This is a genomic window from Haloarchaeobius amylolyticus (genome assembly GCF_042678045.1).
Lineage (GTDB): Archaea > Halobacteriota > Halobacteria > Halobacteriales > Natrialbaceae > Natrinema > Natrinema amylolyticus_A.
Genome location: NZ_JBHUDI010000011.1, coordinates 640,256 through 663,509 on the forward strand (window position 1 = coordinate 640,256; position 23,254 = coordinate 663,509).

26 protein-coding genes are annotated in these 23,254 nt (G+C 64.3%); 12 read left to right on the plus strand and 14 right to left on the minus strand.

Annotation, left to right across the window (positions count from 1 at the left end; genetic code table 11):
• Positions 1-19 precede the first annotated feature (19 nt).
• From ACFR99_RS19360 to ACFR99_RS19375, 4 genes are all read left to right on the plus strand, one after another.
• Positions 20-352, plus strand: coding sequence for a DUF7312 domain-containing protein (locus ACFR99_RS19360; protein ID WP_390291061.1), 333 nt, complete (start codon positions 20-22; stop codon positions 350-352).
• A gap of 119 nt (positions 353-471) precedes the next feature.
• Positions 472-1,071 carry an NfeD family protein gene (locus ACFR99_RS19365; RefSeq protein ID WP_390291064.1) on the plus strand — a complete coding sequence of 200 codons (600 nt, stop codon included), beginning with the start codon at positions 472-474 and terminating at the stop codon, positions 1,069-1,071.
• 81 nt (positions 1,072-1,152) lie between these two features.
• On the plus strand, positions 1,153-2,331 hold the full coding sequence (locus ACFR99_RS19370; protein WP_390291067.1) for an SPFH domain-containing protein: 1,179 nt from the start codon (positions 1,153-1,155) through the stop codon (positions 2,329-2,331).
• Between the two features lie 223 nt (positions 2,332-2,554).
• The gene (locus ACFR99_RS19375) at positions 2,555-3,172 is read left to right on the plus strand and encodes a winged helix-turn-helix transcriptional regulator (protein ID WP_390291070.1); all 618 of its coding nucleotides are present in this window, start codon (positions 2,555-2,557) and stop codon (positions 3,170-3,172) included.
• A gap of 38 nt (positions 3,173-3,210) precedes the next feature.
• Here ACFR99_RS19375 and ACFR99_RS19380 read toward each other — a convergent pair whose 3' ends face one another.
• The 3 genes from ACFR99_RS19380 to yjjX form a co-directional block, all read right to left on the minus strand.
• Positions 3,211-3,879 carry an HAD family hydrolase gene (locus ACFR99_RS19380; RefSeq protein ID WP_390291073.1) on the minus strand — a complete coding sequence of 223 codons (669 nt, stop codon included), beginning with the start codon at positions 3,877-3,879 and terminating at the stop codon, positions 3,211-3,213.
• A 192-nt stretch (positions 3,880-4,071) separates the two neighbouring features.
• Entirely contained in the window at positions 4,072-4,293 is a 222-nt protein-coding gene (locus ACFR99_RS19385; protein ID WP_049911526.1) for a DUF7123 family protein, read from the minus strand.
• Positions 4,294-4,537: 244 nt separating this feature from the next.
• Entirely contained in the window at positions 4,538-5,053 is a 516-nt protein-coding gene (gene yjjX / locus ACFR99_RS19390) for an inosine/xanthosine triphosphatase (RefSeq protein WP_390291076.1), read from the minus strand.
• Positions 5,054-5,271: 218 nt separating this feature from the next.
• Between yjjX and ACFR99_RS19395 the strand changes: the two genes are divergently transcribed.
• Both ACFR99_RS19395 and ACFR99_RS19400 read left to right on the plus strand, forming a co-directional pair.
• On the plus strand, positions 5,272-6,252 hold the full coding sequence (locus tag ACFR99_RS19395; RefSeq protein WP_390291079.1) for a transcription initiation factor IIB: 981 nt from the start codon (positions 5,272-5,274) through the stop codon (positions 6,250-6,252).
• Between the two features lie 58 nt (positions 6,253-6,310).
• Positions 6,311-6,985, plus strand: coding sequence for a type I 3-dehydroquinate dehydratase (locus ACFR99_RS19400; protein WP_390291082.1), 675 nt, complete (start codon positions 6,311-6,313; stop codon positions 6,983-6,985).
• Positions 6,986-7,095: 110 nt separating this feature from the next.
• Here the strand turns inward: ACFR99_RS19400 and ACFR99_RS19405 are convergent, their stop codons facing one another.
• The 3 genes from ACFR99_RS19405 to ACFR99_RS19415 all read right to left on the minus strand — a co-directional run bounded on the left by ACFR99_RS19405 (position 7,096) and on the right by ACFR99_RS19415 (position 10,548).
• A complete protein-coding gene (locus ACFR99_RS19405) occupies positions 7,096-7,704 on the minus strand; it encodes a DUF1102 domain-containing protein (protein ID WP_390291085.1) in 609 nt (202 codons plus the stop codon).
• Positions 7,705-8,153: 449 nt separating this feature from the next.
• A complete protein-coding gene (locus tag ACFR99_RS19410; protein WP_390291086.1) occupies positions 8,154-9,341 on the minus strand; it encodes a DUF5305 domain-containing protein in 1,188 nt (395 codons plus the stop codon).
• A gap of 43 nt (positions 9,342-9,384) precedes the next feature.
• Positions 9,385-10,548, minus strand: coding sequence for a signal peptidase I (locus ACFR99_RS19415; RefSeq protein ID WP_390291089.1), 1,164 nt, complete (start codon positions 10,546-10,548; stop codon positions 9,385-9,387).
• A gap of 324 nt (positions 10,549-10,872) precedes the next feature.
• Between ACFR99_RS19415 and ACFR99_RS19420 the strand changes: the two genes are divergently transcribed.
• From ACFR99_RS19420 to ACFR99_RS19430, 3 genes are all read left to right on the plus strand, one after another.
• Entirely contained in the window at positions 10,873-11,451 is a 579-nt protein-coding gene (locus ACFR99_RS19420; RefSeq protein WP_390291091.1) for a DUF7344 domain-containing protein, read from the plus strand.
• Positions 11,448-11,843 (plus strand): hypothetical protein, encoded by a 396-nt coding sequence (locus tag ACFR99_RS19425; protein ID WP_390291094.1) that lies wholly within the window; start codon positions 11,448-11,450, stop codon positions 11,841-11,843. Before ACFR99_RS19420 ends, ACFR99_RS19425 begins: the two co-directional genes overlap by 4 nt.
• A gap of 110 nt (positions 11,844-11,953) precedes the next feature.
• Positions 11,954-12,379 carry a DUF7575 domain-containing protein gene (locus tag ACFR99_RS19430; protein ID WP_390291097.1) on the plus strand — a complete coding sequence of 142 codons (426 nt, stop codon included), beginning with the start codon at positions 11,954-11,956 and terminating at the stop codon, positions 12,377-12,379.
• 33 nt (positions 12,380-12,412) lie between these two features.
• Here the strand turns inward: ACFR99_RS19430 and ACFR99_RS19435 are convergent, their stop codons facing one another.
• Positions 12,413-13,603 carry a 3-dehydroquinate synthase II gene (locus ACFR99_RS19435; protein ID WP_390291100.1) on the minus strand — a complete coding sequence of 397 codons (1,191 nt, stop codon included), beginning with the start codon at positions 13,601-13,603 and terminating at the stop codon, positions 12,413-12,415.
• Positions 13,604-14,172: 569 nt separating this feature from the next.
• Between ACFR99_RS19435 and ACFR99_RS19440 the strand changes: the two genes are divergently transcribed.
• Positions 14,173-14,844, plus strand: a complete 672-nt coding sequence (locus ACFR99_RS19440) for an HAD family hydrolase (RefSeq protein WP_390291102.1) — start codon at positions 14,173-14,175, stop codon at positions 14,842-14,844.
• A gap of 32 nt (positions 14,845-14,876) precedes the next feature.
• Here the strand turns inward: ACFR99_RS19440 and ACFR99_RS19445 are convergent, their stop codons facing one another.
• Positions 14,877-15,410: a hypothetical protein gene (locus ACFR99_RS19445; RefSeq protein ID WP_390291104.1), complete on the minus strand. Its 534-nt coding sequence runs from the start codon at positions 15,408-15,410 to the stop codon at positions 14,877-14,879.
• A gap of 135 nt (positions 15,411-15,545) precedes the next feature.
• The gene (locus ACFR99_RS19450; protein WP_390291107.1) at positions 15,546-16,118 is read right to left on the minus strand and encodes a SprT family zinc-dependent metalloprotease; all 573 of its coding nucleotides are present in this window, start codon (positions 16,116-16,118) and stop codon (positions 15,546-15,548) included.
• Between the two features lie 172 nt (positions 16,119-16,290).
• Between ACFR99_RS19450 and ACFR99_RS19455 the strand changes: the two genes are divergently transcribed.
• On the plus strand, positions 16,291-17,247 hold the full coding sequence (locus ACFR99_RS19455) for a cation diffusion facilitator family transporter (protein WP_390291109.1): 957 nt from the start codon (positions 16,291-16,293) through the stop codon (positions 17,245-17,247).
• 126 nt (positions 17,248-17,373) lie between these two features.
• Positions 17,374-18,816 carry an amidase gene (locus ACFR99_RS19460; RefSeq protein ID WP_390291112.1) on the plus strand — a complete coding sequence of 481 codons (1,443 nt, stop codon included), beginning with the start codon at positions 17,374-17,376 and terminating at the stop codon, positions 18,814-18,816.
• A 59-nt stretch (positions 18,817-18,875) separates the two neighbouring features.
• Here the strand turns inward: ACFR99_RS19460 and ACFR99_RS19465 are convergent, their stop codons facing one another.
• The 5 genes from ACFR99_RS19465 to ACFR99_RS19485 all read right to left on the minus strand — a co-directional run bounded on the left by ACFR99_RS19465 (position 18,876) and on the right by ACFR99_RS19485 (position 23,196).
• Positions 18,876-19,670, minus strand: a complete 795-nt coding sequence (locus tag ACFR99_RS19465) for a 2-amino-3,7-dideoxy-D-threo-hept-6-ulosonate synthase (RefSeq protein WP_390291115.1) — start codon at positions 19,668-19,670, stop codon at positions 18,876-18,878.
• A gap of 24 nt (positions 19,671-19,694) precedes the next feature.
• Positions 19,695-20,561 carry a tryptophan synthase subunit alpha gene (trpA, locus tag ACFR99_RS19470; RefSeq protein ID WP_390291118.1) on the minus strand — a complete coding sequence of 289 codons (867 nt, stop codon included), beginning with the start codon at positions 20,559-20,561 and terminating at the stop codon, positions 19,695-19,697.
• Positions 20,558-21,820: a tryptophan synthase subunit beta gene (trpB, locus tag ACFR99_RS19475; RefSeq protein ID WP_390291121.1), complete on the minus strand. Its 1,263-nt coding sequence runs from the start codon at positions 21,818-21,820 to the stop codon at positions 20,558-20,560. The genes trpA and trpB overlap by 4 nt, the downstream gene beginning before the upstream one ends.
• Positions 21,821-21,845: 25 nt before the next feature.
• On the minus strand, positions 21,846-22,643 hold the full coding sequence (trpC, locus tag ACFR99_RS19480) for an indole-3-glycerol phosphate synthase (protein WP_390291124.1): 798 nt from the start codon (positions 22,641-22,643) through the stop codon (positions 21,846-21,848).
• A 148-nt stretch (positions 22,644-22,791) separates the two neighbouring features.
• Positions 22,792-23,196, minus strand: coding sequence for a DUF8146 domain-containing protein (locus ACFR99_RS19485; protein WP_390291127.1), 405 nt, complete (start codon positions 23,194-23,196; stop codon positions 22,792-22,794).
• Positions 23,197-23,254: the final 58 nt, after the last annotated feature.

Here is a 23,254-nt window from a genome sequence, read left to right on the forward strand (position 1 = left end):
CGGGCCAGTATAGCAGCGTATGGCAAACGAGCCGTCCGGACCCGGCGACGACGCCGACGATCGATGGGGCGAGTCGTCGACGGCGAACCCGGACAGCGGACCGGCAGGCGACTCGAGCCCGGCCGATCGCGTCGAGCGAGCCGACGAAGACGATCGGATCCCGCTTGATCTCTCCGCGAACGACGAAGACGATGACGCGGCCGCGACCGAGTCGGACGGGTATACACCTGAAGCCAGCTCGACGCCGATCGAACCCGGCGACCCGGACCTCGAGAACGCGCTGTTCGTCCTGCTGGGCGTGATCGCGATGGTGCTCGTCATCGCTCGACTGTTGATGTTGCCGCTTGGCTGACGCGTTCTTGACTTGTCCGGGATCGTGGAGTTGCCACTCGTGGTCGTCCGGCACTCGACCGATTATCTCACTTCTTCCGTGCGGTAAACATTTAATCGGCACAAGACCTAACCCCGCATATGGTCGAATCCCTCGTCGGGAACATCCCGCTGTTGTTACTCGTTGCGGGGCTGGTGATGATGGTCCTCGAGGCCATCTCGCCCGGTGCCCACCTCATCGTCATCGGGATCGCGCTGGTCGGTGCCGGCCTCGTGGGCATGGTCTTCCCGCCTGCAGCGAGCCCGTTCGTGCTAGCTGCGCTGACGCTCGTCATCGGGCTTGCAGCGGCCTACGTCTACCGGGAGTTCGACTTCTACGGCGGGAAAGGATCGGGCCGGACGACGGACTCGGACTCGCTGTCCGGCAGGACGGGCTACGTCACCGAGACCGTCACGACCCGCGACGGGGAAGTCAAACTCGAGGGTGGCGGCTTTGCACCCTACTACAGCGCACGGACGACCGACGGGACGATCGAAGAGGGCAAAGAGGTGATCGTCCTCGATCCGGGCGGCGGGAACGTGCTAACGGTCGAATCGCTCGACGCACTCGGCGAAGACGAGATCGATCGGGCGCTCGCACGCATGGACGAGTCGTCCGCGTCCGATGCCGCCGACCGACCCGATGCCGAGCGAACTGACAGCGTCGACGACGAGCGGGAGACCGAAACCGAGACGGAATGATCGGATCGCTGAGTGAGAAACTCAGACATATGTTGATGAAACAAGGGAACGCTTTTCTCCCCGCCGTCGTAACTCCGAAATATGGAGATACCATTGGTTCCACTGCAAACCGCCGGCGGTGCCCTGTTGATCGTCGGTGCCCTCGTCCTCGTTCTCGTCATCGCCGCGTTGTTAAGCGCGATCGAGATCGTTGACGCCTACGAGAAACGCGCCCTCACCGTCTTCGGCGAGTACCGCAAGCTCTTGGAGCCGGGGATCAACTTCGTCCCCCCGTTCGTCTCGAATACCTACCGGTTCGACATGCGAACGCAAACGCTTGACGTCCCCCGACAGGAAGCGATCACGCGCGACAACTCGCCGGTGACCGCCGACGCCGTCGTCTACATCAAGGTAATGGACGCGAAGAAGGCCTTCCTCCAGGTCGACGACTACAAGCGCGCCGTCTCGAACCTCGCCCAGACCACGCTGCGCGCCGTGCTTGGTGACATGGAACTCGACGACACGTTGAACAAACGCCAGGAGATCAATGCGCGCATCCGCCAGGAACTCGACGAACCCACCGACGAGTGGGGGATCCGCGTCGAGTCGGTCGAGGTCCGCGAGGTCAACCCCTCGAAGGACGTCCAGCGCGCGATGGAACAACAGACCTCCGCCGAACGGAAACGCCGCGCCATGATCCTCGAGGCGCAGGGTGAACGCCGCAGCGCCGTCGAGAAAGCGGAGGGTGACAAACAGAGCGAGATCATCCGCGCCCAGGGTGAGAAACAAAGCCAGATCCTCGAGGCCCAGGGTGACGCGATCTCGACCGTCCTCCGGGCACGCTCGGCCGAATCGATGGGCGAACGCGCCGTCATCGACAAGGGCATGGAGACGCTCGCCGACATCGGCCAGGGCGAATCGACGACGTTCGTCATGCCCCAGGAACTCACCTCGCTGGTCGGCCGCTACGGCAAGCACCTCTCGGGCAGCGACGTCGAAGCCGACGGCGCGGAACTCGAGAGCCGCGAGTTCGACGAGGAGACGCGCGAACTGATCGGACTCGACGACATCGCCGAGATCATCGGCGAGATCGACCAGGAGGCGGACATGGATGTCGAGGCGATGGAACAGGAAGCCCAGGCGATCAAGGAAGGCAAGGACCCCGCGGAGATCTCCGACCCGGACGAGGTCATCGAGGAGATGGATCAGAATTTCCAACAGGCCGACGGCGGCACTGACGTGCCGATCGACGACTCGGAAGACACCTCGACGAGCAACTAACGATTGCCGCGGTCGGGTCAGCACCGGTCGTTCCACGTCGCCGGTTCCCGGTAGCGCCACGCCGCTCCCGAACCCGCGGCTACTGTCGGGCGGTGGTGGCCTTCGACCCCGCTATTCGTATCAATCAACCGAACAGTATTCGATGACTAATTAGTAGTTTTCAGTGAACAAAGCGGAGCGAAACCGGTTTTACCGGGCGCGCCGTGCTGGACGATAGATAGTAATGACAGCACCCGATGGGGTCGACGACGAGAAACGAGCGACCCTCCGCCGATTCGCCGCCCTCGGTGCCGCCTCTCCGCTGGTCGGTCGAGCGAGCGCGGCGTCGGCTGAGACGGGTGAAAGCGACGCCCGCGACGCGATCGCGGGCTATCTCTCCACGACACCCGGTGCGCACTTCTCGAAGATCCGTGACGACCTGCAACTCGGCACCGGCGAAACCCAACACCACCTGCGCCGGCTCGAGGACGCGGGTGCGATCGAACGCTATCGCGACGGCGATTACAAGCGGTTCGTCACGGCCGACCGGTTCGACGACTTCGAGAAACGAGCGCTCGGCTACCTGCGCCGGGAAACGCCACGCGGCATGCTGATCGAACTCCTGGCGACGCCCGACGCCACTGCCGGTGATATCGCCGAGGCACTCGACGTCTCGGCCCCGACGGTGAGCAAGTACGCCGGCCAACTCGAGGAGGCCGGCCTCCTCTCGCGGGACGACGGCTACGCCGTCGAACGCCCGGAGACGGTGTTGCTCCTGGTGGTCGGCCACGCCGATTCGTTCGGCGAGCGGGCTCAGGACCTCGCCCGGAACGCGGATCAGTTACTCGACTACCGCGGCTAAGTCGTTATTAGCGACCGGTAAGATCTTCTTACGACGCGCTACGGCGCTGATTCCGGTGCGTCGATGACCGACAGTACCCCCGTCAGCGACTCGAGTTCGTAGGTCGCGTTCGGTGGACACTCGCGCTCGCGGTTGTGCGGTCGTCGGAGGAATGCCGTCTCGAGGCCGGCCGCGTGGCCAGCCGTTACGTCCTTCGGGGAGTCGCCGACGTACAGCCCATCGGCGACGCCGAGGTCGGTGAGTGCATCCTCGATGTAGTAGGGGTCCGGCTTGCGGCGTTCGTAGCCCTCGAACGTGGGGTCGCGCCCGCGGACGACGTCGAAGTCGATCCCGACGTACTCGGCGACGAACGCGGCGGTCTCGTGGCGGTTGTTGGTAACGAGACCGGTCGTGGTCCGTTCGGTGACCTCGTGGATCGCGTCGATATCGTCGTAGACGCCGCGCTCGCCCGAACGGAGGCGATCGTGGGTGCCACTCGAGGCGTAGGATTCCTTCAGTTCCCAGTACCGTCCGGGATCGATCCCGAACGCCTCGCAGTGAGCCCGGATCGCGTCACACTCGTGTGTTCTGAAATCGCGCCGCTGGGCCGGCGTCGGGTCGGCTCCCAGTTCGGCGAGCGCCGCGTCGGTCGCGTCGGCGTACACCTGCGGATCAGTTCGGGGTCCCTCGAGGATGACCCCATCCATGTCGAACAGGACCGTCGTCATCACTCGTCATGACGGAGCGCAGCGAAAAGAGGGTTCGGCGTCGCTTCGCATCTCCGATCGAAACGATCGGTAAAATCGAGCTGAAATGGCACCGGACGCCGAGGTGGCGGTATACAGATCGCCGTCAATCATGGTCGGCGCACCTGGAACACGCCCCAGCGGTGTGCCGAGACCTCGTGACAGCAGCCCGTCTTACACATCGACTTTCCAGGTGGTACTCGAGGAGTACCCCCACTTCTCGATCTCGACGTCGTAGTCACCCTCCTGCAGGGCGGTGATGTTCGAGCCGACCTCTTTTGCCGTCATCCCGAGTTCCTTGCCGATGAGGCGGGACTTGAAGTACGTCTTCGTCGCCGCGTTGTTCCGGAGGTACTCCAGGATCCGCTGTTGTTTGCTCGTGAGGTCGGGGGCCATTGCAGTGCTCATACATCTGTGGATGACAGGATCGACCTTAGGGGGTTTGGTACGCACAGTTAACTGGCTGCCCTCATGCGGTTTTACCGGCGAGTAAGAGATGAATAATCGGCCGGAAAGCTTCCGTTGGTACGGCCGGTTAAAACATTCGATTTGCTGACAGTCTGCTGGTCGTGGTGATTACTGGCTGATCGATCCGGACCAATGTGTCGCCCGCCACGCGACGGTAGTCGATCGACAGCTGTCAATCGTAGTACTCTGTGAGGAAGGGGCCGAACGAACACGCGACCGCTTTACCGAGCGCCCGCGTTCGGTCGGTCAGTCCGGCTGTCAGCGCGCCGGCGGCTCCCGCGGACTCGGCGAGGCCGTCGGTTCCGAGCAGGTCGTCCATCACCGGCCCCAGCTCTGCACCGGCCTCGAGGCGCTCGGCGACGCCGTCGGGGAGTCGCAGCGTCGGGCCACTGCCTCTCTCTATCCGGTCGCCGTCGGTCACGGCACCCCACATAATCAGGGTGAGTCCCGGCACGCCCTCGTGCCGGGCGACCCCGCCCTCGAGGCCGACCCCATAGTCGGCCTCGGTCGCCGCGAGCGCTCGTCGGGCGCGGTTCTCGGCACCGGTGACGGTTTCCTCGATCGACCACGGCTGTTCGCTCACCCCGGAGTCGACGTCGACGGCGATCACGGTCGGCTCGTATCGCTCGAGCGTTCGCTTGACCGCGTCGATCTTGACCGGGTTCGTACTCCCGACTGCGAGCTTCATACCGGCCGTTCGAACGGGGGCAAGTTGGTGGCTCCGATTCGAGTCACTACTATTCTTTAATGTTTCTATCTATCATGCTCTTTTACCCGAATTACCCGTTTTCGAGGCGTATCTGGACGAGGTTTCGAAACCCTTAAACCTTGAGTGTCTGAACGTGGGAGGTAACGGATCCGTCCGGGCTTTTGCAATCGGTTCGGCCGGGCAGCAATCGCCACCGTATGACTAACGCACCATCGAATACGAGAGTACGACGTAGCGAATCCAAAACGAACGAACAGGAGACCGAGAGCGAGGATCAGGATCTGGTCTGTCCCGAGTGTGCTGGCCACCTCGTCGTCGACGACGAACACGGCGAAACGGTCTGTGAGGACTGTGGCCTGGTCGTCGAGGAGGACTCGGTCGACCGCGGTCCCGAATGGCGTGCGTTCGACGCCGCCGAGAAAAACGAGAAGTCCCGCGTGGGCGCTCCCACGACCAACACGATGCACGACAAGGGGCTCTCGACGAACATCGACTGGCGGAACAAGGACGCCTACGGCAATTCCCTTGGCTCGCGCCAGCGGGAGAAGATGCAGCGCCTGCGCAAGTGGAACGAGCGCTTCCGCACCCGCGACTCCAAGGAGCGCAACCTGAAACAGGCACTCGGCGAGATCGACCGCATGGCCTCCGCGCTCGGCCTCCCAACGAACGTCCGCGAGACGGCGTCGGTCATCTACCGCCGCGCGCTCGACGAGGACCTCCTCCCCGGACGCTCCATCGAGGGCGTCTCGACGGCCTGTGTCTACGCTGCCGCCCGCCAGGCTGGCGTTCCCCGGAGCCTCGACGAGATCGCCGACGTCTCCCGCGTCGAGAAAAACGAGATCGCGCGTACCTACCGCTACGTGGTCCGCGAACTCGGCCTCGAGGTCCAGCCTGCCGACCCCGAGAGTTACGTCCCCCGCTTTGCCTCGGGGCTCGAGCTCTCCGACGAGGCCGAACACCGCGCGCGCTCGCTGCTCCAGAACGCCAAGGAGAAGGGCGTCCACAGCGGCAAGTCGCCGGTCGGCCTCGCGGCCGCTGCGGTCTACGCCGCCGCACTGCTGACCAACGAGAAGACCACGCAGGCTGCCGTCTCCGACGTCGCGGACATCTCCGAAGTCACCATCCGCAACCGGTACCACGAGCTCCTCGAGGCCGAGGAGACCATCGGAATGGCATAACCGCGGACACTCGCCGGAACGATACCGTTTTTGTCGCGCTCGGTCCCAGTCGATAGCAATGGGACTGACCTTCGACTCGTTCGTCCTCGCAGCATCGACGGCCGACCTCGCCGACGAGCCTGCGGCCCGCGAACACGCCGACGCGATCGAATTCCGAATGGACCTGGCCGACGAGCCCCTGGCCGCGCTCGAGGCCTACGACGGCGAGTTACCGATCCTGGCGACCAACCGCGCCGAGTGGGAAGGTGGAGAAGCGAAAGACGAGGGTCGACTCGAGGCGCTGGCCGAGGCGACTGCGTTCGAGGCTGTCGAGGCGATTGACGTCGAACTCGAGTCGATTTTGGATGGGGAAGCCGAGGAGTTGCTCGAGACGGCCCGCGAGCGCGACGTGTCGATCGTCGCCTCGGCCCACGACTTCGAGGGGACGCCGCCCCGGAAAGAGCTAGTGCGGACCCTGACCGAGGCGGGTAAGTACGCCGATGTCGCGAAGCTGGCGGTGACGGCGGAATCGAAGGCGGATACGCTCGCGTTGCTGTCGGCGACCGAGCAGTTGACCTCGCACGGCGATACTGTCGCGACGATGGCCATGGGCGAAGTTGGGAGCCACACGCGTGCGGTCGCGCCGGTGTACGGGTCGAAAATTGGGTATGCGCCCGTGGAGCCAGCGGAGGCGACTGCGCCGGGGCAGTATGATCTGGCGACGCTCTCGAGGTTGGTGCCAAAATTAATATAAACAAAATAATAGTAAATAATATATTATGGCTCTACTTAGCCACAATAATACACTAATTATGTGAAATATAATTTGTCTAATTAGTAGGCACTAATCTTGATTATCAGTGTTTATAGACCGTTACCTAGTTCTTGAGCGACTACCTCGAATGTTCCATCCATGTCATCACTGTCCAAGTCCTCTTGGACGATTTTCACCCCAATATTCACGGCTTGACCTGGACTCAGCCCCTCACGATTATTCGAATTGATCGGAGTCCGACTTCCAGCGGAAGTACCCGTGTAAAACGTGATACCGTTAATATTCTCGTTGATCCACACCTCAACTTCGCCGACGCCACTTCCACTATTATTCGATAGATTTCGGATTTCGAACGTCTCGTCGAAGTAGTACGTTGAATCGGGATTCACACCCGAACCACCGAGTGAATTCCCTTCTTCAGGATCACCACTTCGTGCACTTGTGGGGTTATCGCTGGTGAAATCCAGTCCGAGCTTCTTATTATTGAATTCAACGAAATTTCCGTTTCGAGTGTCCCCATCGTCGCTGAGGCCATTTTCAGGTCTTTGGAGAGCAATATATGCCTTCGCGTCACCCACCGTTTCAACGCTAATATGCCTATCACCGGAGGTGAACTGCGACACTGCACCAGTACCAATTGTAGCCGCCGAGCCGGCGGCGAGCGATCCTACACCGATCATGAATTTACGTCGGTCCATAGTTGTCACCACTCCCTGTGCGCTCGGAGCTTCGACCGACCATCACCCGACAGCGTGGCATCGTATCCGAACGCATGCATCCCTGCCAACCCCGTCCCACCCCTTGTGTATACACTGACAGGAGGTTCGACACGCGGCTCCTGTAGTTCGGTATTGGCACACCCTTCCCCGGGAAGTCTCCCACTTTCATCGGTCTCTCCTTGCTTGATCGAGTCGGCCATCGACACGCCGTGTTCGCTCGGCCGATTACGTTCGAGATGGATGGGCCGTTCACAGTGATCGCCGTGTTGGACGACAGAAATAGTTCGAATCGTCCAACGGACGGTAAGATACTCTCTGTGGGTATCGCGACCCGTGTGGGGTGCAAGCAAAGCGCTGGTACTGACTTACTTCTCGAATCAATAACCTCCTACTGGCCGGGATAGACCAGATAAACCGCCGACAGTTGCCTACGAGTCGTCGTCTTCCGACGTCTCCTCGAGCACTGATTCACCGCCATCTGACTCATGAGCCACGTCGTTTTCTTCACCGGCACTTTCCTCTTCGAAGAGATCAGCACTGGAACCGTCGCCTGAATCAGCTTCGAACGCTTCTGGCTCGTACACGTACACCGCCTCCCCGTCGACCACATAGTACTCACCGGCCGATTCGTCCTCGAGCACGCGCCGATCACAGTCGATCGCCACGTCCACCAGGTCCTCGAGCGTCGAGACCTCGATCCGCGGCCGGTCCCGAACCTCGTCGGGCAGCGAGCCGCGAGAGATCCACTCGTCGAATTCCTCGCGCTCGTACTGCGCGCGGAGGCGCTCGAGTTCGGCCTCGGAGGGCGCGAGCCGCCCGCTGTGTTTCGCCGTGACGAGCGTGCCGAGTCCGCCGAGCGATCCCAGGAGCAACACCAGCGGGAGAAGCAGCCCGAAGCCGCCGGCGGAGGCAGTCGTGACCTCGCTGCCGGTCTGCTGGCCACCGTCTGGGTCGGTCCCCGTGGCGCTGACGGCATAGGTCGAGCCGTCGGGTTCGAGTCCCAGTTCGTACTGCTCGGTTCGCTCGACGGGCTCGCCGTCGATCGTCCCCTGGATCGTCACGTGCGCGACGACCGTCGTCTCGACCGAGCCCGGCGAGCCGCCGAGGCTCTCCTCGATGCGCTCGCTCTCGTTGACCGTCGCGGGGACATCGATCGCGAAGTCGGCTGTCGTCTCCTCGCCGGGTGCGAGGCCTTCGGTCGACGTCTCCGCGATCGTCTCGTTGACCTCCCAGTACTCCCGTTCGTCGTCGGCGGAGCGGATCACTCGCTCGAGTTCGACGTCGGCGGTCACGTCGCCGGCGTCGGCGGTGTACCGGTAGGTGAAGGTCCCCTCGAGTTCGGGCGTCACGTCGGTGAAGTAGACCGATCGATCGGAGAGCTGCGTGCCGACGGGGTACACCTCGTTCTCCGACGTGACTTCTGCACTGTGGTCGAAACTGCCGGTCGTCGACCACGAGTCGGTCGTGTCTCGATTCATCTCCTCGGCAGGGCCGGCGATCGACGTGTACGCCCCCCAGCCGCCGACCAGCGCCAGCGCGAGCAACACCACGACGACGAGGGTGTACCACTCGGCGAGCGCGGCTCGCGCCCGAACGCGCAATCGATCGCTGTTCACTGTCGATACCTCCCCAGAGTCGAACGTCTCGTATGCATAGCTATCACTTCAGGAATCCCTCAGTCGAATCCGATCGCCGCCGCGACCGGGTTCTGATCGTGCCCGTACCCGCGAGGAGCGCGACCGGCAGAACGAACAGCCCTGTGACGATAGTCGCCACGCTGGTCATCGCCACCCACGGATGGATGGCGTGCAGGCCGGCGATGATCGGCGGCGGAAGCACCGCGAAATACCGGCGTTCCGTGTACGAGCGCAGGTAGTAGCCCGTCTCGGGCGGCGCGGTCAGCGCGACGGTCGCGTTGACGCGCTCGCCGTGGGTGAGCACCCGCGGATCGTCGTCGATGTCGATACCGTCACTGGCCGGTTCCGTGATGCTCACGACCGGCAACACGCCGCCGTTTCGCAGCTCGGTCGTGTGTGTCTTCGTTTCGCCAGTGGGGACGACGTCGGGCCGCTCGGAGTCGAACTCGGCACTGACGAGACCGATCTCGACCGAGCCCGACATCGCGACCATGGTCGCGAGCGCGACCACGAAGACGAGTGCACCCATCCCGACGACGAGTCGCCGAGCATCGAACGCGTCGCTGCGCGAGCGCGCTCGAGCGCGCTCGCGGTCGGCCGTTCCGCGCCCGTCGACCGCGACCGACAGGGCGATGACGACCAGTCCGAACCCGAGCAAGAGATACGACAGTCCCTGACTGCCGGCCAGCGCTCGGACGCCGAGCGTCGACGCGAGCCACCACTGTACCGACTCGAGCCCGCTCTGGATGGCCATCGCGGCCGTCCCGAGGTGGGGAATCGTCACGACGTGGCCGTTTACCTGCCAGGCTTTCGCGACGATCTGGCCGTCGGTGACGTGGGGCTCGCTGCTGTCCTGATCGGTGAACGGATTCGCATCCCCCCGTGTCACGTAGCCGTGGTCGGTCTTCTCGACGACTCGATGGGTCGTCAGCCCGCCGCCCTCGATCTCCTGTGCGTCGTAGACGACGACGTCCCCCTCTTCGACGGGGCCGGCGACGGCGGCCGGAACGGCGACGAAACCGTCGCCGGCGTCGATCGTCGGCTCCATGCTGCCGGTCTCGACGTAGCCGAGCCCGAGTGGCACGCCGAGGACGTGTCCGATCACCAACAGACCGACGAGGGCGACGACACCGATCGTTGCCACTCGCCGAAGCACTGTCCCACCGCCTGCTCCCGTTCCTGTCATCGTCCTCTAGCCCTCGCTGACGCGACGACGTATCGACGAGATACGGTGCACGTCGTTTCACCGGACATGAGTGTCCGGTTTTGCTATGGGCTGATTTCCACCACTGCAGCCACCGTTTGTCGGCAAAAAACGTCAGATTAGAGCGCTCTCGTCTACTGTCGTTGAGCCCGTATCGGCTCGAATGACAGTTCATTTCAGTTATGTCGGTTTGAAGCGGTTCAGTGATGGTCGCTCCGAAACCGGGTCAGCGGTCCCCGAGGATCGTCACCGGTCTCGCGATCTATAGCTTCCAATTAATTAACAGACTAACCGATAACAGGGCTGGTGGGGGATGATGGGGTGACGACGCTTTCGAAGCGAGACGAATCGCAGACGGACGAACTGACTCGTGACGAGATATTCACGATGCTGAGCAACCGTCGACGGCGGTGGGTGCTCCACTATCTCAAGCAGACCGAGAAACAGCGCGTCGACCTGCGGTCGCTCGTCGACTCGATTTCGGCCTGGGAGTACGATGTCCCGGCCGACGAGCTGCCCTGGAAGAAGCGAAAGCGCGTCTACACCGCGCTCCGGCAGTCGCATCTGCCGAAACTCGACGAGGCCGGCGCAATCGAGTACGACCAGTCCCGCGGCGTCGTCGAACTGACCGACGAGGCGGCGGAACTCCAGATGTACCTCGAGTACGTCCCTGCACGGGACATCCCGTGGAGTCACGTCTATCTCGGGCTGACCGTCGTCGGGCTGGCACTGACCGTGCTCGCCCAGCATACAATTTTCCCGTTCGTCGAGCTCGGCGGCACGGCACTCGCGGGGATTTTCGTCGCGATGTTCGGCGTCACCGCGGTCGTGCATACGAGCTACGCACGTCGCAATCGAATCGGACGGGGTGACCCGCCGCGATGACGTCGAGAGTTGGAATCGCGATGGTCGGCCTCGCGCTCGTCTCGCTCCTCGTCTCGAGCGGTGGCGTGAGTTCGGTTGCGGTCGAACGGCCGGTCGAGGTGGCGATTGCCGATAGCGAGTCGGAGCAGCTGGTGTCGTTCAGCGGCACGCAAAACGGGTCTACCGTCACGGTGACGAACCGTGCCGAAGAGAACCTCACGGTTTCACAAGCTGATAGTCGGGCAGCAAATGTGACGGCCAACCCGCCCGATTCGATCGGACCTGGTGAGAACGGCTCGATCGACGTGACCGGAGCGTCTTGCGACGGCGAGGCCCGCGTGCCGATCGAAATCCGGGTCACGACGGGTTCGACGACGATCGAAACGACGGTCAACGCGTGCGACGAGTCGTAGCGATCTGACTGCCGAGTGGCCCCCGTTCGCAACGTTCTGTCAGTCTGGCGCGCGAGAATAATCGAAATCGGAATGTTAAGGGCAGCGGTCCCCTACCATCCCCACGTACAATGACATGGCTCCGCGCGATACTCGCTGCCGGTTTGTCGGTGATCATGCCCGGTGCGGGCCACGTCCTCTCTCGTGACTGGCTTCGCGCCGCCGTTTTCGCTGGCCTGTTCCTCGCGGCGAGTGCCTTCTTGCTCCCGATCGAGCAACTCGCGGCCGCCGAGCCGACGAGTTACGACGAGGCCATCACACAGGCGACCGCCATGGCCGAGAACATCGATCCGATGGCGCAATTTTTCCTCTCGTTTATCGCCCTCTTTGCGACGATCGACGCGGCCTTTCGCGCGCTCGGCTATTCGTCCGGCAGTACTGCGGACGAGGCGACCTGTCCCGAATGCGGCAAGGACGTCGACGAGGATCTCGCGTTCTGTCACTGGTGTACGACGCGACTCGAGTCCGACACGCTCGACCCGGAGAAAGACAGCTGAGACAGAATCGACCGGTTGTGACAAGCCGGGCCGTTACTTCTCGATAATACTCTCGTCGACGGCCTCGCCGAAGTGGCGGGCCGTATCCTCGTAGTACAGCAGGATCTCGTCGCCGGCTTCGAGGTCCGTCACTGCCTTGCGCCCTTCCGAGGAGGCGACTTTGATCGTCTCGGCGTTCTGAAGCAGCGTCTCGACCCGATCGCCGTTTTCGGTCTCGAGGGCGATTCGGAACATCGGCCGCTGCTCGATTTTGACACGGCCGACGATGGCCTCGCGGGTGTTGCCGTCGGTGTCGACGACCTGTACCTCGTCACCGCTTTGCAGTCCCGCGAGGTACTTCGTCCCGCCGTCGGGCGTGCGGACGTAGGCGTGGACTGCACCCGCGTTGACCCGGAACGGTCGGGAGGCGACGTACGGCGATTCGGCCGTCTCGGCGTGGACGAACACGAGCCCGCGGCTCATCGAGCCGACGAGCATCCCCTCGTCGTGCTCGAGCAGACTGCCGGTGTCGACACAGACCCGGTCGGCGCTGCCGGCCCGTTCGACGTCGAGCACTTCGGCGTACTCGAGGTCGAGGCTCTCGCGGGCGGCCTCGTCGCGAACCTCGACGGTCTTGCGGATCTCGTCGGGGTCGTCGGAGTCGAGCAAGACGGCGTCGGAGCCGATCTCGAGGGTTTCGAAGGCCGTCTTGGCTTCCTCGGCGCTGGTGACGCCGGCGACGAGGTCGGTCTCCTCGCCGATGCGGGCGATCAAGTTTTCGAGGGGAATGATCGTCCAGTCTTCGCCGACGACGATCGTGTGGTCGGCTTCCTCGGCGGCGGTCTCGGCGAAGTGCTCGTACTCCTTGCCGAGGATGCGGACGTACGCACCCCGTTCGAAGTCGCCGTCACGGCGCAGTGTCGAGAGGTCCGCCGAGCCGGAGAAGTCCTCCGGCAGATCGATCGTCGCGTCGCCTTCGCCCTCTTTCCCGACGATGATAGCGTCAGCCTGTGTGGACGGCTCGTCGTCGCTCTCGGCATTGTCGATGTCGTCGACCAGCGTCACGTCGCCGTCGGTCCGGAACGCCGCGACGTTGATGTCGCCGAGCTCGCGGACGCGCTCGACATCGTCCTCGTCGACCAGTACCCAATCTGCACCCGCCTCGAGCGCGGCGGTGATCCGCGCCCGGCGGTCGTCCCAGTCACCGACGGCGTCGTCGGCTTTTACCCAGACAGTTCGCGTCATAAATCGACCCTCGAAGGGAACCGGCTTGAACGTGGCGAATCGGGCAGGGGTGACGAGGTCGCCGATTCTGTCCGAGCGCCACAGGCAGCCACCCTGCCACAGCCGTCTCCACGAACGCTGATCGTGGAAGTACCCTGCGACTCGAGTCGAATCCGATCCGATCAACCGACCCGTTTCGGCGACTTCGGCACACGGACTCCTGGCAGTCAGTTCCGGTGCAACCTAATCCGTCCCGCGGTTGCACCGAAAAATCGGGACAGCAGACCGTCTCAAACCACCGCCGGGTGGGAATGAAAGGGGCGACACCGCACACGGAGCGAAACGACGCAAGCACCGCAGGCGAACGACGTGAGCCGAGGCGCGCAGCGAGTAGCAGCCCGTGTGCGGTGTCGGGGCTTTCGAGGTGTTCTCGACAGTGATACCAGCGACAGCTATAGTAACAACTGAAACTGTTCACACACTGATCGCCCAGTCCTCGTGCGATCAGGTGTGCACTGACTTTCAGTGGCTACTGTAGTCCATCTAGTCGGCGAAACGTTGAGAACGCCCGCGCGCTTACACCACCATAGATGGCAGCCTACGACGCGGTCTATTTCGATCTCGACAGCACCCTCTGCGAGCCGACCCAGGACGCCACGGACCTGCTCGAGGCGACGTTCGACCGGGCCGGCCACGAGCAGTTCTGTACGCCGGCAGAGCTGCGAGCGGCGGTTCCGGAGCTGCCGACCGCCGAGACGGATCGCGAGTTCTACGAACACCTCTTCGCCGAAGTCGCGGACAGATCCGGCGTCGAGACGGACGTCGCACCGACGCTCGCCGCGGAGTATCTCGACGTGCGAGATCCGACCGCCGTCGAGTTCAGACCCGGTGCGGAGACCGTACTCGAGTACGCCCGCGATCGGGCCCACGTCGGGCTCATCACGAACGGCGGCCGGCCGACACAGACGCAGAAACTCCGAACGCTCGGGATCGAGGACGCCTTCGACGTGCAGGTCTTTACGGAGCCGAGCGCCGGCATCGGTCCCAAACCGAGCGCGGCCCCGTTCGAACGCGCGCTGACCGAACTCGCGGTCACGCCCGACGCGGCGATCCACGTCGGCGACTCGCTGCACGCCGACGTCGCGGGCGCGAACGCGATGGGACTCGACTCGGCCTGGCTCGACCTCGGCCGCGACGAGCCCGGCGAGCACGTACCGACCTACGAACTCGCGTCGCTCGAGGGGCTCGAGATGATCGTCTAAGCCACGGGAGACAGCGCCGTTCGCGGGTTCCGTTACTGATCTGGCAAGAGGTCAGTGTGGACCAGCGCGCGGTACTGGGTGTCGGTACCTTCCTCGAGGCGCTTGAGCAGCGCCGCTGCCTTCGAGAAGGTCTCGGGGAGCTCGAACGGGTCGTCGTCGTCCTCGTCGCGTTGCTTGCAGAACTTGACGAACGCCAGCAGGTTCTCGTAGGCACCGATGCGAGCGTAGACGACGCCGATGTCTTGATCGATCGCGTCCTGCCAGGTGTCGATCATGGGCTCGACTGCCTTCCGGGGCTGGCTCATCTGTTCGGCCAGGTCGTCGGCGTCGACGCCGCCCTCGCCGACCACGCCGTCGAAGACCGACTGGAGATCGCCGCTGGCGTCCGCAAGCGGCGGTGCGTCCGCTTCGGCCTTGACCAGATCGGCGAACCCCTCGAGTTCGTCGCGCCGGACCGCGACGGGATAGACGAAGTCGTGTGTCTCTTTCGGGAGCGTGTACGATTGCTCTTTGATGCCCTGTTCCCCAGGGCGTGTCTTGCCCAGCATTTGCTCGAGTATTCCCATACCCAAAACAGGTGTCGTGAGGCGAATAAGTGTTCCGCGGTCGACTTGACCCGTTTTCGGCCATGATTCACCGGTTTGCTGTACTATCATCACGTTCTGACAGCCCCGGATGTGCTTACCCTGTCCAATCTCTTCCTACCAGTCGTCGCCGAGGGCCGCTTTTGCGCCGCCGTAGCCACTCGCGGTCGTCCACGTGCGGCCGCTTGCTGCGTGTTCGACCTCATAGACTCCGCCGCAGGCCCCACAGCGGTACTGGTTGGGTGCCTTCACCGGTTTCGAGGCGCGATGGCGCGTCGCGTGCCAGTCGCAGTCGGCGGCGCGACACCGGAGGACGTACCGCGGCTCGGCGAACGATTCGCAGTAGCGCGGGGCCTCGAGCGCCGCGGCCCGCTCGCGAAACCGCGACCCATGCCCGGACTCGCCGAACTGTTGAAACTCCCAGGCGTGGACGAGTTCGTGGCGGACGATTCCCGCGAATGCGGGCCAATCGTAGCGCTCATAGGCGCGCCGAGCGAGGACGATCGTCGCCACCTCCCGATCCGGCTGCCAGCGACACGCCCCCGCCCGGCGGCGTGCTCGTGCCGAGACGGTCCACTCGAGGGCCGACAGGTCGACCGCTAACCCGTATTCGTCGACGACCTCGCGGGCATGGATCCGTGCGCGGGCCACGATCTCGTCCGCGAGCGTGTATGCTTCGCCGTCCGTCACGGACTCGAGAAGGAAGCCCGCTGCCGAAATGGTTCCGGTAGAGCGACCGATCGAGGGATCGTCCGCTGCAGCTGTTAACAATTCAGATGATAAATGTTGCTAATAATGATAGTCTAAACGCCGTTTAATAGTAGCCGAATTAATAAGCAAGACGCCCCGAATTCGACGTACGATGAGCCCCAACGAGTCGGCGCACGCTCACGACGACTCACACGACGGTCACGGGCACGATCACGGCGGCCACGGCCACGGTGGCGAGTCGACGAGCAGCCGCAAGCTCGCCGCCGTCTCGCTGATCAACGTCGTCGGCTTCCTCGTCGAACTCGCGGGCGGGCTGGCGTTTGGCTCTGTCGCGCTCATCAGCGACGCCGTCCACATGCTGTTCGACGCGCTCGCGTACGTGATGGCCTTCGCCGCCGCCTACGTCGCCGAAGACTACGGCAACGGTGAGCGCTGGTCGTACGGCCTCCACCGTCTCGAGCCGTTCGCTGCCTTCCTCAACGGCCTGTTCCTGTTGCCGATGGTCGGCTTTATCCTCTGGGAGTCCTACCAGCGATTCCTCGATCCGATCGCTATCGGGACTGGGCCAACGATCGCCATCGCCCTCGGCGGACTGCTGGTCAACATTGGCTCCGTCTACGTCCTCCACGGCGACGCGATGAGTCTTAACGAGAAGGGCGCGTTCTACCACCTGCTTGGCGATGCCGGCGGCTCGGTCGCCGTCATCGTCTCCGTGCTGGCGATCGAACTGACCGGGATCCACGTCATCGATCCGATCACTGCGGCGCTGATCGCCGTTGTCGTGACCTGGTCGGCGGCCACCGTGTTGCGCGGCAGCGGCGAGATCTTCTTCCTCAAGACGCCCCTCGAGAGCGACGAGATCCGTGCGCACATCCGTGATATCGAGGGCGTCACGGCGGTCGACGACTTCCACGCCTGGCAGATCTGCAGCCAGATCACGGTCGCGACGGTCCACGTCGAAACGGACGTCGAGACGATGGCCGACGCCGAGGCAGTCACGCGCCGGATACACGACGAACTCGCCGGCCACGGCGTCGATCACGCCACCGTCGAACTGTCGCCGCGCTACGCCGACCGCGACGTGCATCTGGATACGCACTGCCACTGATACGGTCTACTGTAAGTCATTGCCGGTGGGACCGCGACCGCCCTGCGGTCCCACCGGTACATCGTTACAGCAAACCGTATGAGCGACCTCCCCGACTTTTATCACCTCGAACCGGGTCGATAGTTCATGAACACTGACACCAACTCGTCCGCACGGGAGCTCGCGGACGCGATCCGGCGCGGCGAGCGATCCTCGCTGGCAACCGTCGAGACCATCCTCGAGCGGATCGGGGCGACCGACGACCTGAACGCCTACGTGACGGTCATCGCGGACGCGGCCCGGGAACGTGCCCGCGAGGCCGACCGCGCGGCCGCGGCCGGTGAGGATCTCGGCCCGCTGCACGGGGTGCCAGTCGCGATCAAGGACCTCCGCGATCGAAAGGCGGGTGTCCGGAACACGATGGGGCTGGCGGCGCTGTCGGACCACGTCGCCAGCACGGATTCGGTCACCGTCGAACGGCTCGAGGCGGCCGGTGCGGTGATCGTCGGCACCACCAACACGCCCGCGCTCGCTCACACAATCAAGACCGACAACCGCCTCGTCGGGCCGACGGCGACGCCGTTCGACCGCGAGCGGTCTGCCGGCGGCTCCTCCGGTGGCTCCGCAGCGGCGGTCGCAGCAGGTCTCGCGACGATCGCTACCGGCTCGGACATCGGCGGCTCCCTTCGAGTGCCAGCGTCGTGCTGTCACGTTATCGGTCTCAAACCCAGCCTTGGGCGCGTGCCGGCCGATTCCCGGCTCGATGCCTTCGGGACGCACACGCCCTTTATGGTCGGCGGCCCGATCGGCCGCTCGACCGAGGACGTCGCGCTCGCGTTCGATATCCTCTCGGGACAGGACGATCGCGACCCACTCAGCGTTCCGGACGGCGACGACGTGTTCCCGGCGACGGATCGGCCGGCGGCCGATCTCTCCGTCGGCTATAGCCCAAACCTGGACTTACAGCCCGTCGATCCGATCGTCCGCGGGATCGTCGGCGACGCAATCGACGACCTCGCGGCCGCAGGCGTGACCGTCGACGATGTGGACGTCTCACTTCCAGCCTACGAGACACTCCGCTCGGCGTACTACACGCAAGTCGGCGGCTACTTCGCCGCGCTTGCGGCCCGACTCGAGGAGCGGTACGGGATCGACCTCGAGACTGCCGATGTCGAAGAAACCCTCCGGTCGACGATCGCCCTGGCCGACGACACGAGTGCGGTCGAGGAACGGCTCGCAAACGGTCCCCGGGCGCGGGCCTACGACGCGATCGAGGACGCGCTGACCGGCCACGACGCGCTCGTGACGCCGACGCTGACGGTGCCGCCGTACGGAAAACGGCTGGCCGATCGGTACCCGACGGAGATCGACGGACAGGCCGTCGACGGGATTCCGACCGACGCGATGCTCACCTGGGTGTTCAACCTGACCGGCCACCCGGTCGCGTCGGTCCCCGCCGGCCTCACCGACGACGGGCTGCCGATCGGCCTCCAGATCGTCGGCCGCCGGTACGCGGAGGCGGACGTGCTCGCGGTCGCTGGGGCTCTCGAGCGGGCCCGACCGTGGGCTGGCCACTATCCGGATAACTGAATGGCGGTCCAAAGTGGACCGAGCGGCGCGGAGAAGTAGGAGGCGTGAGGTGGGGACGCTCAGGCCTCGAGTGCGAGTCCTGCCTCGGCCAGTGCGTCGTCGGTCGAGAGATCGTCGTGGACGACGCCGGCGACCGCGCGGGCGATCGCTTCGGGGTCTTCGTGCTGGAAGATCGAGCGGCCCATCGAGACACCGGCACCGCCGGCATCCATCACGCCGCGGACCATCTCGATGGTCTCGCGGTCGGTTCCCTTCGAGCCGCCGGCGATGACCACCGGCAGCCGGGTCGACTCGACGACGTGCTGGAAGCTATCGGCGTCGCCGCTGTAGCCCGTTTTGACGATGTCGGCGCCGAGTTCTTCGGCGAGGCGGACCGCGTGGCCGAGCGCTTCGGGGTCCTCGGAGTCGACACCCGGGCCGCGGGCGTAGGCCATCGCGAGGACCGGCATCCCGAATCGCTGGGCCTGCTCGGTGACCTCCGAGAGCTGGCTGATCTGGTCGGGTTCGTGGTCCGAGCCGACGTTGATGTGGAAGGAGACGGCATCGGCACCGACCCGGACGGCCTCCTCGACAGTCCCGGTCATCCGCTTGTCCTGTTCGTCAGGACCGATCGTCGTCGAGCCGTTGAGGTGGACGATGTAGCCCTGGCCGTTCTTGTTGTCGTGGACGCGGGGTGCGACCCCTTTCTGCGTGAGGACCGCGTCCGCGCCGCCGCTGGTGACACCGTCGATGGTCGCTTCGATGTCTTTCAGCCCCTGGACGGCACCCATCGTGATGCCGTGGTCCATTGGGACGATTACGTACGATCCGTCTGTCCCGATTCGATCGAGTCGTGCGTCAATTCCTGTGGTCATTGCGGGAGTGTAGCAAGCTTGCAGTTATGGCTGTTCTGGTTCCGGTGCATCTTCGTGATCGACCGTGACGTTGTCCGCACCGCGGCGGGCACCCCGCTTGAGTTCGCGGGCCTTGGCCTCGAGTGCGTCGGCGGCGTCGCCTGGATCGTCGCTCGAGGCGATCAGGTCGATCAGCGCGCTGCCGACGATGACGCCGTCCGCGCCGGCCTCGATGATCTCGGCGGCGTGATCGCCCTCGCTGACGCCGAAGCCGACCGCCTTGGGCACGTCGTACGCCGAGAGCCGCGCGAGGCTGTCGTGGGTCGCTCCCGACACGTTCGCGCGCGCACCCGTCGTCCCGAGCCGCGCTTGCACGTAGGCAAAGCCGGAAACCTGGGACATAATCGTCTCGAGGCGCTCGCCCTCGGTCGTCGGCGCGACGATGAAGACGAGATCGAGCCCGTGATCGTCACAGGCCACGCGGAGCGGCTCGGACTCCTCGGCTGGCAGGTCGGGGACGATGATCCCCGAGAGACCAGCCTCGGCCGCGCGTTCGACGAAGGGACGAACGTCGGGTTCCGAGCCGTACTGGAGGATCATGTTGTAGTAGGTCATTACCAGCAGCGGGGCCTCAGTCTCGAGGTCGTCGACTAACTCGAAAAAGGCCTGGGGGGTCGTGCCGGCATCGAGCGCGCGGTTGATCGCGGCCTGGATCGTCGGTCCCTCGGCGATCGGCTCCGAAAACGGCAGGCCGAGTTCGATCAGATCCGAGCCGCCACGATCGAGCGCCTCGACGTACTCCTTGGTGTCCTCGAGCGACGGATCACCTGCGGTAATGTAGGTGATGAGAGCAGGGTAGTTCTCGCGAATGGCCGCCTCGATGTCACTGTCGTACTGTCGGTCGTCGCTCACTGGTCGAACACCTCCACTTCGGGTGCGGCAGCGAGATCGCGTTTCTCGGTCTCCTCGAGCACTGTCTCGAGGTCCTTGTCGCCGCGGCCGGAAACGTTGACGACGACGAGGTCGCCGAGGTCTTCGTGAGCCTCTTCTAAATAGCCGAGCGCGTGACTCGACTCGAGTGCTGGAATGATCCCCTCGAGCCGGGAGAGCCGGTGGAAGCCGTTGAGCGCAACCTCGTCGTCGACGCTCGCGGGCGTCACGCGGCCCGTCTCGACGAGATGGGACAGTTCCGGGCCGACGCCGGCGTAGTCGAGTCCTGCGCTGACGCTGTGGGACTCCATGATCTGCCCTTCCGTACTCTGGAGCAGCTTCGTCATCGCGCCGTGGAGGACGCCGTCGGTACCCGTCGACAGCGTCGCGGAGTTGGGCGCGAGCCCTTCGTCTTCGTCGATCTCGAGGCTCGAGCCGCCGGCCTCGACGGCGTAGAGATCGACGCTGTCATCTGGAACGAACGCGTGGAAGGTGCCCATCGTGTTCGAACCGCCGCCAGCGCAGGCGACGACGCTGTCTGGCAGCCGACCCGCTTTCTCCTGGATCTGCTCGCGGGCTTCCTTGCCGATGACCGCCTGGAAGTCCCGGACCATCTGCGGGAACGGGTGGGGGCCGACGACCGAGCCGATCACGTAGTGGGTCCGCTCGACGGTGGTCGCCCAGTCGCGCATCGTCTCGTTGATCGCCTCCTTCAGCGTCCCGCTGCCGGCCTCGACCGGGTTGACCTCGGCCCCGTTCATCCGCATTCGGTAGACGTTGGGGCGCTGGCGGTTGACGTCGGTTCGGCCCATGTAGATCTCACAAGGCATGTCGAGGTGGGCCGCGGCCATCGCCGTCGCGGTGCCGTGTTGGCCCGCGCCGGTCTCGGCGATGATCCGCTCTTTGCCCATGTACTTCGCGAGCAGGACCTGCCCGAGCGCGTTGTTCAGCTTGTGCGCCCCGCCGTGGAGCAGGTCCTCTCGTTTGAGGTAGATCTCGCGGTCGTAGCGCTCGCTCAGCCGATCCGCGCGCTGGAGCGGCGTCGGCCGCCCGCCGAACTCGCGCATCCGCTTGCGGAACTCGTCCATGAAGCCGTCCTCGTTGTCGAGGACGTAGCGCTCGTAGGCGTCCTCGAGTTCCTGGACGGCCGGCATCAGCGCCTCGGGCACGTACTGGCCGCCATAGTCGCCGAACGTCCCCGTTCGCCCGCTCTCTCCGTCGCGTTCGCGTTCCGTACTCATGTCTGGGTGTCTCCGTCTTGGTCGCTCATGTCGTCTCCGTCTCGGTCGCAGCGTCCGATTCCGCCTCGACCAGTCGACGCGTGTTCTCGGTTACGTCGCTGTCGCCCGCGCCGTGGTCCATGATCGCACTGCCGACGAGCAACGCGTCTGCGCCCGCCTCGCGCATCCGTCGCACGTCTTCCGGCGACGAAATCCCGCTCTCGGCGATCAGCGTCACGTCATCAGGTACCTCGGGTGCCACTGACTCGAAGGTTTCGAGGTCGACCTCGAGTTTGGCCAGGTCGCGGTTGTTTACGCCAATCAGGTCCGCGCCCGCCGCGAGGGCGGTCTCGAGTTCGTCGCGGTCGTGAACTTCGACCAGCGGCTGGAAGCCACGCTCGCGGGCAGCGGTGACGAGGCCTGCGAGGTCGTCGACGAACCGCGCGATCAAAAGCAGGAGGTCGGCCTCGACGACGTCCATCCCGGCTTCGTCGAGGACGAAGTCCTTGCGCAAGACGGGAACGTCGACGGCCTCCCGAATTCGGGTCAGCGCCTCGGGCGAACCGCCGAAGTGGGTCGGCTCAGTGAGCACCGACAGCGCCGTTGCGCCGCCGTCGACCATCGCCTGCGCTAACTCGACTGGATCGTCGTCTCGCGTCCCGTCGGCCGTTGGACTCGTCGGTTTTACCTCCGCGATCACTGGGACTCGCCCCGCGGCCTCGGCGTCGGCCAGCGCGTCGGGAACCGAGCGTGCGTCGACGTCGACGCCGTCACCGCCCGACCGCTCCCGGGCCGCCTCGAGAATCGACTGCACCGCGGGGGCGAGCTCCGTATCGGAGTTCATTATTGTACATCGACGTACTCATATGTACATAAGGCTTGCGCCATCGTGACGCGATTGGGCCTCACGAACCCGTTGCTGACAGGGCCGTCATGCTCGAACCTGACGCGTTTTGGAGAAGGGAAGGGCGGATACGATACGGGCGGGGACGCTACCGAAGCTGGTACGAGTCGCTCTCGTCGTCTAACTCGTCGAGCAGGAGCACTTCGTCTTCCTCGTCTTCGAGTCGATCCTGCAGCTCGTTGACGTAGCCCTTGTATTCGTCGAGTTGCTCCCGGAGGTGTTCGGCCTCGAGTTCCAGCCGCTCGTGTTCGCGGATGAACCGCTTCGGAACTTCGACGGTCGGCGGGAACGAGACGTCGTCGTCCTCGCTCGTACGGGCCTCGAGGTCGGCTTCGGGGACGACCTCGACCTGGCCGTCGTGTTCGACGAGCTGGTCGACGTAATCCCGGAAGACCGCGGACAGCGAGATGTCGCGCTCGGCGGCGATCGCTTGTAGCGCCTCGAACGCGTCTTCGTTGACCCGAAACGAGATGGTCTTGTTCTTGTTCCCCATCGATATCCCTAGTCGTCGTTCACGACACTTAACCATTCGTCAGACGGCGGAAAAACGA